At 38.2% G+C, this 15424-nt stretch carries 12 protein-coding genes; 7 read left to right on the top strand and 5 right to left on the bottom strand.

Annotated features, from left to right (window positions below):
* Positions 1 to 112 precede the first annotated feature (112 nt).
* Complete coding sequence (locus tag LV92_RS11385) at positions 113 to 2494, bottom strand: heavy metal translocating P-type ATPase (RefSeq protein ID WP_111623776.1); 2382 nt, start codon at positions 2492 to 2494, stop codon at positions 113 to 115.
* A 122-nt stretch (positions 2495 to 2616) separates the two neighbouring features.
* Between LV92_RS11385 and LV92_RS11380 the strand changes: the two genes are divergently transcribed.
* Positions 2617 to 3303, top strand: coding sequence for a Crp/Fnr family transcriptional regulator (locus tag LV92_RS11380; RefSeq protein WP_245946357.1), 687 nt, complete (start codon positions 2617 to 2619; stop codon positions 3301 to 3303).
* A 269-nt stretch (positions 3304 to 3572) separates the two neighbouring features.
* On the top strand, positions 3573 to 4475 hold the full coding sequence (locus LV92_RS11375) for a universal stress protein (protein WP_111623775.1): 903 nt from the start codon (positions 3573 to 3575) through the stop codon (positions 4473 to 4475).
* On the opposite strand, the gene LV92_RS11370 is transcribed toward LV92_RS11375, so the two are convergent.
* Positions 4468 to 4695 (bottom strand): hypothetical protein, encoded by a 228-nt coding sequence (locus tag LV92_RS11370; RefSeq protein WP_111623774.1) that lies wholly within the window; start codon positions 4693 to 4695, stop codon positions 4468 to 4470. The genes LV92_RS11375 and LV92_RS11370 overlap by 8 nt on opposite strands.
* A 217-nt stretch (positions 4696 to 4912) precedes the next feature.
* On the opposite strand from LV92_RS11370, the gene LV92_RS11365 reads away from it, so the two are divergent.
* Both LV92_RS11365 and LV92_RS11355 read left to right on the top strand, forming a co-directional pair.
* Positions 4913 to 5617 carry an NUDIX hydrolase gene (locus LV92_RS11365; RefSeq protein WP_111623773.1) on the top strand — a complete coding sequence of 235 codons (705 nt, stop codon included), beginning with the start codon at positions 4913 to 4915 and terminating at the stop codon, positions 5615 to 5617.
* Positions 5618 to 6018: 401 nt separating this feature from the next.
* The gene (locus LV92_RS11355) at positions 6019 to 7176 is read left to right on the top strand and encodes a homogentisate 1,2-dioxygenase (RefSeq protein ID WP_111623771.1); all 1158 of its coding nucleotides are present in this window, start codon (positions 6019 to 6021) and stop codon (positions 7174 to 7176) included.
* Positions 7177 to 7224: 48 nt separating this feature from the next.
* Here LV92_RS11355 and hutG read toward each other — a convergent pair whose 3' ends face one another.
* Both hutG and LV92_RS11345 read right to left on the bottom strand, forming a co-directional pair.
* The gene (hutG, locus tag LV92_RS11350; RefSeq protein WP_111623770.1) at positions 7225 to 8196 is read right to left on the bottom strand and encodes a formimidoylglutamase; all 972 of its coding nucleotides are present in this window, start codon (positions 8194 to 8196) and stop codon (positions 7225 to 7227) included.
* Between the two features lie 182 nt (positions 8197 to 8378).
* Positions 8379 to 8567: a hypothetical protein gene (locus LV92_RS11345; protein WP_111623769.1), complete on the bottom strand. Its 189-nt coding sequence runs from the start codon at positions 8565 to 8567 to the stop codon at positions 8379 to 8381.
* A 740-nt stretch (positions 8568 to 9307) separates the two neighbouring features.
* Between LV92_RS11345 and LV92_RS11335 the strand changes: the two genes are divergently transcribed.
* The 3 genes from LV92_RS11335 (at position 9308) to LV92_RS11325 (ending at position 13249) form a co-directional block, all read left to right on the top strand.
* Positions 9308 to 9874: a class I SAM-dependent methyltransferase gene (locus LV92_RS11335; protein ID WP_111623767.1), complete on the top strand. Its 567-nt coding sequence runs from the start codon at positions 9308 to 9310 to the stop codon at positions 9872 to 9874.
* A 62-nt stretch (positions 9875 to 9936) separates the two neighbouring features.
* A complete protein-coding gene (locus tag LV92_RS11330; RefSeq protein WP_111624117.1) occupies positions 9937 to 11124 on the top strand; it encodes a glycosyltransferase family 2 protein in 1188 nt (395 codons plus the stop codon).
* 70 nt (positions 11125 to 11194) lie between these two features.
* On the top strand, positions 11195 to 13249 hold the full coding sequence (locus LV92_RS11325; RefSeq protein ID WP_111623766.1) for a tetratricopeptide repeat protein: 2055 nt from the start codon (positions 11195 to 11197) through the stop codon (positions 13247 to 13249).
* 152 nt (positions 13250 to 13401) lie between these two features.
* On the opposite strand, the gene LV92_RS11320 is transcribed toward LV92_RS11325, so the two are convergent.
* Positions 13402 to 15417: a urocanate hydratase gene (locus tag LV92_RS11320; protein ID WP_111623765.1), complete on the bottom strand. Its 2016-nt coding sequence runs from the start codon at positions 15415 to 15417 to the stop codon at positions 13402 to 13404.
* Between the last annotated feature and the right edge of the window lie 7 nt (positions 15418 to 15424).

Genomic DNA, 15424 nt, shown 5'->3' with positions numbered 1-15424 from the left:
GGATTCTGTCACCTCGAGCGCACAATAAATAATTAAAAAGGCAACTGTTGCAAAACAGTTGCCTTTTTGATAACTAAGTTATTCCTGTCCGCAAAAGTTGTTTTTGGGATGACTATTTCTGCGCTAGTTTTCTTCCCAGAAGGTTTGTTGCTACGGTAGTGAATATGACAATACTGATAGAACTTAAAGGCATTAGGATGGCCGCAATAACAGGCTGCAATTCTCCCGTTACCGCAAAGTACAATCCTACCACGTTATACATTAAGGAAAGAATGAAACTAAGTTTTATGATCTTAATGGCTTTTCTTGAGGCCAGAATATACTGGTATAGCGATTTGAAATTTTTGGCATCAAGAATGCCGTCACAGGCTGGGGAAAAAACGTTTACGTTTTCCGAAATGGCTATGCCTACATTACTTTGTGCCAGAGCTCCTGCGTCATTTAGTCCGTCCCCGACCATCATTACCTTTTTGTTTTGATCTTGGAGCGACTTTATAAATTGGAGCTTGTTGTCAGGTTTTTGATTAAAATATAGCGGTGTTCCCTCAGGCAATAATTTGGTAAGGTTGGCTCTTTCCCCTGCGTTATCTCCAGATAGGATTGCCAATTCAATGTCGCGCGACATGGTTTTGAAAGTTTCTCCAACCCCTTCCCGGTATTGGTTCTGAAAAATAAAACAGCCCTTGTATTGGTCGTTAGAGCTTAAATGCACCGAGGTACTGTCAATATGGTTCGTTTCGGAATTGCCAACAAAGGAGGCAGAGCCAATTTTAACACTGTCCGTAACCGTTGAACCTTTTATTCCCTGGCCCAAATGTTCCTCGTATTCTTCTAACGGTACAATGTTTTGTTCCGCCAACATATCATAAAGTTTTCTGCTCAATGGGTGATTGGAGGAGCGTAAGGTGTTTTTTAACAAAGACTCCTCTTCGCTGGTCAATTCAAAACCTTCATAGTATACGTTTCCCTTTTCGGCAGTGGTAATAGTACCTGTTTTGTCGAATATAGCGGTGTCTATTTGAGCCAATTGTTCTATGGTCTGGGTGTCCCTTAGGTAAAATCCGTGGCGACCAAAAATCCGCAACATATTGCCCAAGGTAAAAGGGGCTGCCAGAGCAATTGCACAAGGGCAGGCAATAATGAGCACGGCGGTAAATACATTTATAGTCTTACTAGGGTCTATTATTAACCATATTATTGCAGAGACGAAAGCAATGGTCAGGACGGCAACGGTAAATCTTTTGCCGATACTGTCTGTCAAGGTTTGAAAGCTTCCCGATTTATCCTGTTGGAAGACGGCATTGCTCCATAGTTGTGTAAGATAGCTTTGGGAAACAGATTTTATAGCTTCAATTTCTATTGCACTACTTATCTGTCTTCCGCCGGCATAAACCTTGTCTCCCGATTTCTTGTCCACCGGTTCCGATTCGCCCGTTACAAAACTGTAGTCGATCTTGGCATTTCCGTTGATCAAAATAGCATCTACAGGAATTAGTTCCCCATTTCTTATAAGGAGCCTATCCCCAGCTTTAATATCGTATACCTGAGTGTTCTCTTCGGTATTTTTACTTGTTATCCTGGTAACGGCAATAGGGAAGTAGGATTTATAATCCCGTTCAAAAGACAGGTAGGAATATGTTTTTTGTTGAAAGAATTTGCCTAGTAGTAAAAAGAAGACCAAACCAGTAAGGCTGTCGAAAAAACCCGATCCCCAATCGAAAATGATTTCTACGGTGCTCCGAAGGAATAAAACCAAAATACCCAGTGCAATTGGGATATCAATATTTAAAAACCTAGATCTTAGTCCCTTGTATGCCGATATAAAATAATCTTGGGCCGCATAGAAAACTACAGGCAGGGAAAAGGCAAACATAAGCCATCTAAAAACCCCTTTAAATTGTTCCAGCCAAAATTCCCCTACCTCAAAATATTCAGGGAAGGAAAGAAACATTACATTTCCGAAGGCAAAACCGGCAATACCCAATTTATAGGACAAACTGCGGTCCGTTCCTTTTTTGGTCTTGTCATAATCGTCCAAGGAAATATAAGGTTCATAACCGATCCTGGACATTAGCACCACCAACTCTTTAAGTGAAACCCTGTTGGAGTTAAAGGTGACCCTCACGGTCTTTTTGGGAAAGTCTACTTGTGAACTATTTATGCCCTTATTAAGTTTGTTCAGGTTTTCCAATATCCAAATACAGGAACTGCAATGAATATGGGGAATGTATAGATTAATAATCTGGGTACCATTATCGTTAAACTCGATCAGTTTTTCTACAATGCTTTGGGATTCAAGAAAGTCATATTTACCCTCCACTTCCTTAGGGGATGCACCTGCGGCAGACTGCAGGTCATAATAGTAGGACAGGTCGTTGTTGGAGAAAATCTCATAAACGGTTTTACACCCAACACAACAAAAATTTTTGTCGTTATGATTTATGGGATTGTTCCCGCAATCGTCACCACAATGATAGCACGTTGCCTTATCCATAGATTATTTGCTTAATACCTGCATGCAAAGATGCTCATGATTGCCATTTATAAACATGATAATTGTCAGTTTTTTCTCTGCCAAGAACCTTTAAATTTGCCATATCAGGTAAATTTTTAGTTATGGGCAGATGTGAAAATTGTATTATTCGTCAATTCAATTCCTTGCGGGCAATGAGCAAGGAAGAGTTGAAAAGGGTTTCAGATACTAAAACTACCAAATTAGTAAAAAAAGGTGAAACCATTTTTGGCGAAGGAGACAAGCTTAATGGTGTTTTTTGTGTAAGGGACGGAGTTTCCAAGTTGTCCAAATTAAGTCCAAACGGTAAGGATCAAATAGTAAAACTGGCGACAAAAGGTGCTGTCTTGGGACAGCGTTCCGTAATTACCGAAGAAGTGGCCAACCTAAGTGCAATTGCAGTAAACGATATGGAGGTCTGTTTTGTTCCCAAAGATGCCATTATGGATAGTCTTAACAGCAATCCCAATTTTGCTGTAGAAGTATTGAGGCATATAGCCCACGATTTAAAAGAGGCCGATGATGTTATTGTAAATATGTCGCAAAAAACCGTGAAGCAAAGGATAGCCGAAGCATTTATATATTTAGAGGAAAATTTTGGAAAGGATAAGAACGGCTATTTGGCCTTAACATTATCTCGGGAAGATATTGCCAATGTAGTAGGTACGGCTACAGAATCTGCCATACGGATTATTTCAGATTTCAAAAAATTAGGGTTGATTAAAGCCTTTGGAAAAAAAGTGGCCATAGCTGACAGAAATGGCCTTAATGAAGTTGCCAAGGGGTCCTGATTCCAGTAATTCTGTTTCTTCTTGTTTCTATTGTAGCCTACATTGCTCGGTTCCCTAATTTCCACAAATACTTGTGAGTTCTATTTCTTCATTTTTTTGCGGATAATGGGTAATACTTACCTTCAAGATTCCCCTACTTCCGAAGTTTTTTAGCCTTGGAATATCAACCCAAAAAGCTGATAAATGTCATAGTTCAGGTTTTTGACTTCCCATAATTTTACCCCATGGTTTTAGCTCCTAACCAGAGTTCTAATAAAATATAAAATAGTTTGAAAAAGATATTATTACCTACAGATTTTTCTCCCAATGCTTGGAATGCAACCAAATATGCAATTTCCCTTTATAAGCATGAAGAGTGCGAGTTTTATATTCTAAATACATATACCCCAACCATAGCCCATAGTAGGTTTATGGCGACAGGTGCCGGAGGCAAAGCTTGTGAAGATGTAGTGAAGCATAATTCCGAAAAAGGTTTGGATCAGCTTTTGTCAAAGATCCAGGAAAAGTACCATAATCCCAAACATAAGTTTATTGCTATTTCTTCCTTTAGTCTATTGGTAGATGAAATAAAGAATATTATAGAGACCCATCAAATCGGTTTGGTAATTACGGGAACAAAAGGTTCATCCGGATTGGAGGAAGTTTTCATGGGGAGCAATACCGTTAGAATAATAAAATCTATAAAGAACTGCCCGGTACTGGCAATTCCCCAACACTTTAAATTTAAGACTCCTTCCGAAATAGCTTTTGCAACAGATTTCAATAGATTTTACACGACTTCTGAATTGAGGCCCCTATTGGAAATGGCCAAATCCTTTAAGGCCGCTATTAGGATAGTACATGTACAATACGAAATTAAATCGCTCACCGAAGTCCAGCAATTCAACCTTAATATGTTGCGGAAGTACATTGGTGAGGTTGAGCATTATGTGCATACGGTTTCAGAATTGAATTCGGTTTCCCAGACCTTGGAGGTCTTTGCAAATGAATTGGACATACACCTGTTGGCCATGCTTAATTATCAGCATAGTTATATGGAAAAAATGACGCGTGAACCCGTAATTAAAAGATTGGCCTTTCACACTCAAATCCCCTTATTGGTAATACCGGAATTGGGTATGGGAACCCCTCCAAATAGCAAAAAAGGAAAGGAAATATCGGCCTCTAATTAATTTCACCCCTTAGTGGACAATCCTCATAGAAGTCCTTAAATGTCTTATCTGTAGTATAGTTATCCGTAAGCACTCTGAAAACCATATATACGAGCATTATTTGCCCTAGTACGGTAATGTAAAAAACCCAATTAAATGGAAAGTTCATAGCCGCCATTATAGTCAAGGAAATTAGGACCATGGTTGTTGCGGCTACCCAGAACATAGCAGTATTTTTCATCTTTTTTTTACTACAAGTTATTCAAAATGAAGGAGGTTTATTGTTAAATGACTGCTAAATGTGTTAGAGGAAATTGTAGGTAATTGGATGAAAATAGAAAGTTGGATTTGGCCATAGCTATAAATTTTTGCTGCTTATGAATGGGTTTAGGGGTTTAAAATTTGGGCTTTTGATGATTTGATATATATTTTTGATATTTTAGTGCATTATAGTTTAAATGACGGCCTTGGAGAATAATAGCCCTTATATTGCGCAGCCCAAAATACTTGTGGCAACAGATTGTATTGTTTTTGGTTTTGATGAGGGCATTTTGAAGCTCTTGGTCTTTAGAAGGAGAATAGATCCTCTTAAAGGGGAGTGGTCCCTGATCGGCAGTTTTGTAAATGAAGAGGAGAGTGTCCCAGATGCTGCGCGCCGTGTTCTTTTACAGTTTACTGGCCTGGAGAATATTTTTTTGGAGGAACTAAGGGTGTATAGTGATGTGGACAGGGATTCTGGCGCAAGATGTATTTCCATGGCCCAATATGCATTGATCAGAATTAATGACTATGACAGGGAACAGGTGGAATTGCATGGAGCCAAATGGTTTGCCTTGGAAGATATTCCCCAACTGGTACTAGATCATAATGCTATGATCGCAGATGCCTTGGACCGACTAAGGCAGAAAACTACGCACAAGCCTATTGGGTTTGAGCTTCTCCCTGAAAAATTTACTATTCCACAGCTTCAATCATTATACGAGGCCATCCACCAGACCAAATTGGATGATCGCAATTTTAGAAAAAAATTACTATCCTTCGATTTGCTGATAAAATTGGACGAGAAGGATAAATCCACATCTAAAAAAGGTGCTTTTTTGTATAGGTTCGATTACGACAAGTACAAAAAGTTGGAAGAATCAGGATTTAACTTTGTACTCTGATCAATCTATATTGGGACCTAAAAGGATTGTCCAAATAAGCGTGTCCAAACAATGAAAATCTAAAAACCTTTACTATCTTTGTCCAGTTGTGTTGTGTCTCAATGCAAATTGAGGCAAGGTTGTATTTGTCGATTTGTCCGGATGTAAATTTGGACCGACAAGCGCCGATGAAAGGCTTTCCATTTTGGGAGGCTTTTTTTGTTTGTATTCTTCCCAAAGTGATGATTTAGGGGATTTAAATCATTCATTCTGATCTTCTGCCAAGGTTAATACGAAAAATTGTATGAGTCAATTAAATACATAAATCCAATCATTGCATCATTATTAATTGAAATTTAATATTTCAGATACTCCTTAATTTATCGTATTTTTAGAAAGGAATCATTAATAAGGATATAACTATGCCCTTGTATCACAAATTAGGTAAAATTCCCCCCAAAAGACATACCATTTTCAAAAAAAAGGACGGCAGTCTGCATTATGAGCAATTGTTCGGAACCATTGGTTTTGATGGAATGTCATCGCTCATGTACCACTTGCATAGACCAACAATGGTAAAGGAAGCGGGTAAGTCATTCGATGTTTCCCCAAAAGCTATGGTCTCCCATAATATTAAGTCCAGATTGCTAAAAGGTTTTGAAGTAGTTCCCATGAACGATTATTTGGAAAGTAGAAGTGTAATGTTGTTCAATTCCGATGTACATATCTCGCTTGCGGCACCCAAAAAATCCCTAACAGATTATTTTTATAAAAATGCCGATGCGGATGAATTGCTGTTTGTGCACAAAGGTACGGGAGTTTTAAAAACGATGTTGGGAGAAATTAAGTTCGAGTACGGGGATTATCTTGTAATTCCAAGAGGAATGATCTACCAGATTACTTTTGATACTCAGGAAAACAGATTGTTGATTGCGGAATCTTATCATCCCATTTACACGCCGAAGCGATATAGAAACTGGTTTGGACAGCATTTGGAGCATTCTCCATTTTGTGAGCGCGACTTTAAATTGCCACAGAACTTACAGACCTATGATGAGATAGGCGATTTTGTGATCAAAATTAAAAAACAAGGTCAGTTACATCATTTGGTTTATGCTTCCCACCCTTTTGACGTAGTAGGTTGGGACGGTTATAATTATCCTTATGGTTTTTCCATTCATAATTTTGAGCCAATTACCGGGCGTGTGCATCAACCACCTCCAGTGCATCAGACTTTTGAGACTTCTGCCTTTGTTGTCTGCTCCTTTGTGCCGCGTTTGTATGATTATCACCCCCAATCCATACCGGCACCTTACAATCACTCCAACATAGATTCGGACGAGGTATTGTATTATGTGGATGGTGATTTTATGAGCAGAAAGAATATAGACCAAGGATATATTTCGTTGCATCCTGCAGGGATTCCTCATGGCCCGCATCCCGGTACTTATGAAGCCAGTATTGGAAAATCCAAAACCGAAGAGTTGGCGGTAATGATAGATACTTTTAGGCCCTTGCAACTTACAAAGGCGGCCTTGGCTATTGATGATGGCAAGTATTTCCAATCTTGGTTGGAATAAGGCTTGTTCCTTGTTGGGATTAATAATGGGTTAAAAGAACATACAATATTATTGGCTTTGGTGGATCACGAAATGAACAAGGGAAGCGGCCAATTTTGCCGTTTGATGGTCAATATCGTAAGTGGGATTCATTTCAGCGATATCGAGGCTTATCATTTTTTTTGATGCAATTATAACTTGCAGGCATTCCAGGACAATTTCCGGGGAGAAACCCATTGGGGAAGCGGCACTTACGCCAGGCGCGTAGGCTGAGGAAAATCCGTCCAAATCTATTGTGGTGTATACATAATCCACCTCCTTGGTAAATTGCGCTATTTTATCCTTTATTTTATTAAAATGTAGGAGGTTGAAGTTTGTTTTTTCAAAATAGGAGACGCCTAGGTCCTTTGCTGTGTCATAAAGGGTCCTGTTATTGGCATCTTCGCGGATTCCCAAACACATATAACGGAATTTTGACTGGTCCAGTTCGCATTCTTGTGCAATTTGATAAAAGGGTGTGCCGGAATTATTATTGGTTTGATTACTTCGTAAATCGAAATGGGCGTCAAAATTAATGATGCCAATGGATTTACTATTGCCTTCCGTGGCGAGATACTTTTTTAAACCGTTATAATGGCCATAAGCAATGTCATGTCCTCCTCCCAAAAGAATGGGGAAAGTGTTTTTCTTAAGCAGTTGCGAGACGGTACGCGACAAGACGGTCTGTGTTTTTTTTAAATCGCCATCCTTGCAATCTACCGTTCCCGTATCTATCAATAAAGTGTTTTCCGTAAGGTGGTTTGGGAGTTTGGCGAGCTGTTTACGGATGGCATCTGGGCCCAAAGCAGCACCAATTCTCCCTTCATTTCTTTTTACGCCCTCATCGCAGGCATATCCCAGTATTGCCCAAGACTTTTCATTTATGCTCGGGATTTCCTCGGAATTAAGATCAACGCAAATCACCTTTTCATGAAGATAAAGCTGTTGGCCAGACTTGCGTCCTGTCCAAAGTAAAGGGTCCGTTTTGGAATAGGTATGCATTTTTACTGAATTTTAAAGGTTGATGCCCTAGTTGACCAATTCATCGATACTCCGTGAACTTTGAACAGTATGGTTGAATAACTTATTCGCTATCCTAGAAAATATCGTTATCAATATTAGTGTTTTTCCCTTGGACAGGAGCAACTGAACCGCAATATTTTTTGTAAGAAAGTCTTTGTCTTTTAATGTGTTTTCGGGGTATTGATTATGTCGTATTGTATGGCCTGAAGGATAAGCTGAAAGCCTAAGATAATGGATAGGGTAACGGTCATATTGGTAGCTGTAGGGGCAAAGGTGTTTATGGAGGTAATGTAATATGGAATATCTACTGCAATCGTTTGCTTTCCAAAATTTTTTAGTTCCTCCCGCAAATACCTCCATAAAAAATTATCGGTACATGTACTTCTGGATTCCAGGTTATATGAGTGTTTAAAGGATTCAATGGTTTTTTATTAGACGAAATTGAGACTCTCTAGATTGCTATTAGTCTCCTAAATTCAGAATTGGATTTTTAGAACGGAATATACTTTTCTGGTCTAATATCAATAGGTCAATAAATTGAATCGATATGTTTTTTAGGCAAGCCACTGTCATCAATGATTGTTTGTGCCCGCTTTGTATGTCGATAATTTATTTGTTATTTTGAATTTTGGACACGGCGAACAATTCAATAAGGACAAAAGGAAAATGAATTTTAATGCGGTTTTCACTTGAAATAAGGTCTATATTTATCCTTTGTCTTGGAGTTTCGCAAAACTTGATTATAGCTGGGGTAATAATGGCCAGAAGTTTAAAGACTGGATTTACGCACATAACTTTGGCTCCATATTTCGGTTTGAGAAAAAGTATGGATATAGAAACTGATAATAAGAATCTTCATTTTCTGAATGAGACTGTAGATGATTGAATATTGGACCAGTCCAACTATTAAATGAATTTTAGTGCTAATTGGAAATATGTCACAACCACTTGCTCAAATAGGTATCTATTTGTATAAACTTGATAATTTACAGGCCGTTGGCCAGATTTACAGGGCAAAGTTTATGAATCAGCTGAACATACTACGTGCTTTGCAATCGAATAGAATAATTCACCACAAAATTTGTTTACTATGAAGTTATTGGACCGCTATTTACGAAATATGCGTATTAAGAAAGCTAAGGCCTATATTAGGAATAATGATAGTATTTTGGATATTGGAAGTGCGGATGGAATAATGTTTGAAAAACTTAGAACATTAATAGGGAAAAGCGTAGGTGTTGATCCAACTTTAAAGGAAATAATTGAAAAGGACCTTTATACTTTATACCCAGGTTATTTTCCGCAAGCTTGTCCTCAAGAGGAAACATTCAACATTATAACGATGTTGGCAGTATTAGAGCACATTCCATCTTCCCAGCAAACCCCAATGGCATTAAGCTGCTATAAGTTTCTAAAACCTAATGGTCGACTTATTATTACGGTTCCTTCACCACAAGTAGATTACATCCTTGACATTTTACTCAAATTGAAATTGATTGATGGCATGAGTTTGGAAGAGCATTACGGCTTTATACCCGAACATACAGAACAGATTTTTAGGGCTCCGTTTTTTAAGCTCGTGAAGAAACGAAAATTTCAATTTGGATTAAATAATTTGTTTGTATTTGAACGTCTTGAGCCGGAAAATTTCAAATAAAAGGAACTAAAAAAATTTAGTAGCAAAAATGTACTGCATTTAACTTTCAAAAAATGAAACCTATGGTTGAACAGAAAAAAAATATTGAATTATCTATAGTAATTCCATGTTTAAATGAAGCGGAAACGATAGAAATATGTATAAAAAAAGCAAAAAATTCATTAATAGAAAATAATATATCTGGAGAGGTTGTAGTCGGCGATAATGGAAGTACGGATGGCTCTATTGAAATATGCCAGAGAAACGGGGCTCAGGTTGTACATATTGATAAAAAAGGGTACGGGGCGGCGTTAATGGGAGCTATCGAAGCTTCAAAAGGCAAATTTATAATTATGGGAGATGCCGATGACAGCTATGATTTTTCGAACCTGATGCCATTTGTGTTAAAATTAAGAGAGGGGGATGATTTAGTAATGGGCAACAGGTTCAAAGGGGGTATTGAAAAAGGGGCGATGCCTTTTTTACATAAATACCTGGGTAATCCGGTTCTTTCATTCATTGGACGACTTTTTTTTAAAATTAAAATAAGGGATTTTCATTGCGGATTAAGAGGATTTAAAAAAGAAAGTATTCAAAAACTTGAACTAAGGACAACAGGAATGGAATTCGCTTCCGAAATGATTGTCAAAGCAAGCATTTTTAAATTAAAAATTACAGAAGTACCAACAATATTATCGAAAGATGGTAGAAGCCGACCTCCCCATTTAAGAACATGGAGAGACGGGTGGAGACATTTGAAATTTTTATTAATGTACAGCCCCAAATGGTTATTCTTTTACCCGGGATTGATCTTGTTTTTGATTTCAACAATTCTATTTGTAATAATAAGCATGAATCCTATCCATGCCAATAAATTGACGTTTGATTTACATACACTAACCTATTGTGGGGCCGGAATGGTATTAAGTTATCAGATGCTAAGTTTTTCATATCTCAGTACAATTTATGCAATTAATCAAGGTCTGATTCCAATTAAAAAAAGCTTCTTGAATATATTTAGCTTTTTTAACCTTGAAAAAGGAGTGCTTACAGGCTTATTCATATTCGTTGTTGGTTTTTATTTAAGTTTAGATTTATTTTTGAACTGGAGACAGGACGATTATGGCCGGATAACCGACCTGAGCGCATCATTCAGAATTTTGATTCCATCGATAGTGATGATAATTATAGGTATTCAGACAATTTTTTTGAGTTTCCTTTCAAGTATTATCGGAACTATCCAAAACGTTAAATTTTTGGATGGGGTATAATAATTAAGTCATTTATAGTATTTAACCATAAGGAAGTTTATCGATAGCCACTTAATTCTAATGAAAACTTATGAATAAAAGAATACAAAATCTACTGCTATTGTTGCTTATATTAATAGCTGTTACCCTCACCTACACAAACCACTTTGACAATGGTTTTGTATTTGATGACTTTAATCAAATAGTAGATAATCCATATGTTCAAGACATAAAAAACATTCCATCTTTTTTCAAAGATGCCACTACCTCTTCTACTTTGGCTACCCATCAGGTATATAGACCCCTGACAATGACATCTTTAGCAATTGACTATTATATAGGAAAAGGTTACAACCCTTTTTATTTCCACTTGAGTACGTTTATTTGGTTTTTGGTTCAACTGATAATCATGTTTTTACTGTTCAGAGAAATACTATCTAAAATTACTCAAAGCGAATGGTTGGATTATTTTGCACTTTTCGCCGTAGCTATTTACGGACTTCATCCTGCAAATGCAGAAACGATAAATTATATCTATCAACGGGGCGATTCTTTGTCCACGCTATGTGTAGTTGCAGCATTCTACGTATACATTGCCTATCCTGTAAAGCGTAAGTTTTTTTTGTATTTAGTTCCATTAATAATCGGAATTCTTATCAAAGAACCTGCAACTATGTTTGCTCCGATTTTATTTTTCTACGTGCTGCTATTTGAATCTGAAAATTCTTTGTTCGAAATTTTTAGCAAAAAAGGAATGGCTGTTATCAAGAAAGCATTTCTTCAAACATTGCCTGCTTTTCTCGTTTGTGGCCTTTTGGGTCTTTTTGTTGTAAAAATGCAAAATTCAGCATTTGAACCAGGTGGCACTTCAACATTGAATTATTTGATTACTCAACCTTGGGTTTTATTCCGTTACTTCTTTACCTTTTTCATTCCAACTAATTTATCTGCCGACACTGACTGGGTAGCTTTTTCAAATTTGTTTGATGAACGAATTTTTGCGGGACTTGCTTTTATTGTTGCCATGATGGTAATAGCATTCAAGACCTCAAAAAAAGCAGAAACCAAGCCCATAGCTTTTGGAATTATTTGGTTTTTTATTTCTCTGATACCTACCTCGAGTTTTCTACCGCTTGCTGAGGTTACCAATGATCATCGTATGTTTTTTCCATTTGTAGGATTATCGCTAAGTGTTGCTTGGTCAATCGGAGTTTTAATAATCAACCGTCAATCAACCATAAATACAAAACCTATTTATAAATACGGCGTACTACTATTAGGTGTTATTGTTCTCTCAGCTTTTATAACAGGAACAAGACAACGTAACGAAGTCTGGCATTCAGAAGAAAGCTTATGGAAAGATGTAACTATAAAGAGCCCACAAAACGGACGGGGACTAATGAATTATGGTTTAACTCAAATGGCCATAGGTAAATACGATATAGCATTGGATTATTTTACAAGAGCCCTTATCTATACCCCGTATTATTCAACTTTATATATAAATCTGGCCATAGTTAACAATGAACTGAATAAACCAGAGGTAGCTGAAAACTATTATAAAAAAGCAATTGAATATGGGTCCAAGTATCCTCGAAGTTATCATTTTTATGCTGAATTCCTTTTTAAGAAAGGTCGCCTTCAGGAGGCCTTGTCCAATGCGAAAATGGCTTTTTCATTAAGTAAGCTCGATTTGAAAACGAGGCATCTATTAATGAAAATATATGACAGTTTGCATGAATATGAAAATTTAGAAGCATTAGTTGATGAAACTTTAAAAATAACGCCCGGAGATTCATTCGCCAACTTTTACCTGACTAATAAAAACACAGAGAAGGATTCGTTAAAATCGGCTGAAGAGTTGGTAGAAAAAAATCCTTCTGTGGGAAATTATATTGATTTAAGTTTGGAATATTATAATCTTCAGCTATATGAAAAATGTATTCTTGCAGCGGAGAAAGCATTGGAATTGGACTCAGAAAATAAATTTGCCTATAATAATATAGGAAGTGCCTATATGGCTTTGAAGAACCGTAAAGAGGCCATAGCGGCTCTAACCAAAGCATTGCAAATTGACCCAACATTTGAACGAGCCAAAAATAATCTTGTATGGGTTAAGGAAAACCTTCCCTTAGAAACTCCTTAGCGTTTAGTTTATAAGAAAAGTTTCACCCTTGGCCCGCCGCTATTAATATGGCATTTGAAAACTGTCAAGAAAGATAATTGGGGACTGAATTCAACAAAAGAGGCTATTTCTACTCCGAAGGAATTGATAATAAATTTTTGTTGATAATGATATCAGTAATTGAACAAATCATTGATTAAGTCATCTTCCACCAAATTTGGTAAAATAACCTTTAATTCCGGTGTGCGGGCCATTTCCCGTTTTATTGCAAATAATGCTTCTTTATTTCTGGCCCAACTTCTTCGGGATATCCCATTATTTACATCGTAGAAAAGCATGTTTTTTAAGCGCCTCGCGGCGTCATCGGAACCATCCAGGACTAAACCGAAACCACCGTTGATGACTTCTCCCCAACCTACACCACCACCATTGTGAATGGATACCCATGTGGCGCCCCTAAAACTATCGCCTATGACATTGTGAATAGCCATATCTGCAGTAAACTTACTGCCGTCATAAATATTGCTCGTTTCCCTAAAGGGAGAATCTGTACCACCAACATCATGGTGGTCCCGTCCCAAAACAATAGGCGCACTGATTACTCGGGAGTTTATAGCAGCGTTGAAGGCTAATGCTATTTCGGCCCTACCCTCTGCATCTGCATATAAAATTCGGGCCTGTGATCCTACGACCAATTTATTGGATGAGGCTTCCCGGATCCATTTTATATTGTCCTTTATTTGCTGTCGAATCTCAGCGGGTGCGTTAATCTTGATTTCTTCCAAAGTTTGCAGTGCAATATCATCGGTCTTTTGCAAATCCATGGGGTCTCCCGAGGTGCATACCCATCTAAAGGGTCCAAATCCGTAATCGAAACACATAGGACCTAAAATATCTTGCACGTAAGAGGGGTATCTAAATTCCTGCCCATTTTCAGCCATTATTTCCGCTCCAGCTCTTGAAGCCTCCAATAGAAAGGCATTGCCATAATCAAAAAAGTAAGTCCCTTTGGAGGTATGTTTGTTAATGGCGGCAACCTGTCTTCTTAGTGAAGCCTGTACTTTTTGCTTAAAAGATTCAGGATTGATCCTCATAAGCTGATTAGATTCTTCAAACGTTAGGCCAGCGGGATAATATCCCCCTGACCATGGGTTATGAAGGGAGGTCTGATCGGAACCCAAATGAATGAATATGTTTTCCTGGTCAAATCGTTCCCAGACATCAACAATGTTGCCAATGTAGGCCAAGGAAACAACTTCCTCTTTTTGAATGGCCTGTCTGGTTCGATTTACCAATTGGTCCAGGTCTTCCAAAAGCTCATCTACCCAGCCTTGCTGGTGTCTTTTTTGTGCAGCAGCTCTGTTTACCTCCGCACAAATGGTTATACAGCCGGCAATATTTCCCGCCTTGGGCTGGGCTCCGCTCATACCCCCCAATCCTGAAGTGAGGAATATTTTCCCTTTGGAGGATTCCTCTTTTTGTAAGACTTTTCTAAAGGCATTCAGGACGGTAATGGTAGTGCCATGAACTATTCCTTGCGGCCCGATATACATATAGGACCCTGCCGTCATTTGTCCGTATTGGGTAACCCCTAGGGCATTATACTTTTCCCAGTCATCCTGCTTGGAGTAGTTGGGGATCATCATTCCGTTGGTGACCACCACTCTAGGGGCCTCTTTGGAGGAAGGAAATAGCCCCATGGGATGCCCGGAATAAATGTGCAGGGTTTGTTCGTTGGTCATATTGGCCAGATACTGCATGGTCAAAAGATACTGCGCCCAATTCTGAAAAACGGCACCATTGCCCCCATAGGTTATAAGTTCTTCGGGATGTTGTGCTACTTGGGGGTCTAAATTGTTTTGTACCATCAGCATTATACTGGCTGCCTGTGTACTTTTGGCGGGATAATGATCAATTGGTCTGGCATAAATGGGATAATCTGGTTTAAAGCGATACATGTATATCCTCCCCAGAGTATTCAATTCCACTGCAAATTCCTTAGCGAGTATTTCATGCCAATCCGGAGGAAAATAGCGCAAGGCATTGCGTATGGCCAATTTTTTCTCCTCTAAGGAGAGGATATCCTTACGTTTGGGAGCTCTATTGGCATGCTTGGGATAGACTTTTTTGGCAGGCAATTCTTGTGGAATACCCTGAAGTATTTGAGTTTTTAAATTTTCTTTCGTCATCGTTCGG

The organism is Arenibacter echinorum (assembly GCF_003259375.1).
Lineage (GTDB): Bacteria > Bacteroidota > Bacteroidia > Flavobacteriales > Flavobacteriaceae > Arenibacter > Arenibacter echinorum.
The sequence above is the reverse complement of the archived record's forward strand: the minus strand, read 5'-3'. Positions and strand labels throughout refer to the sequence as shown.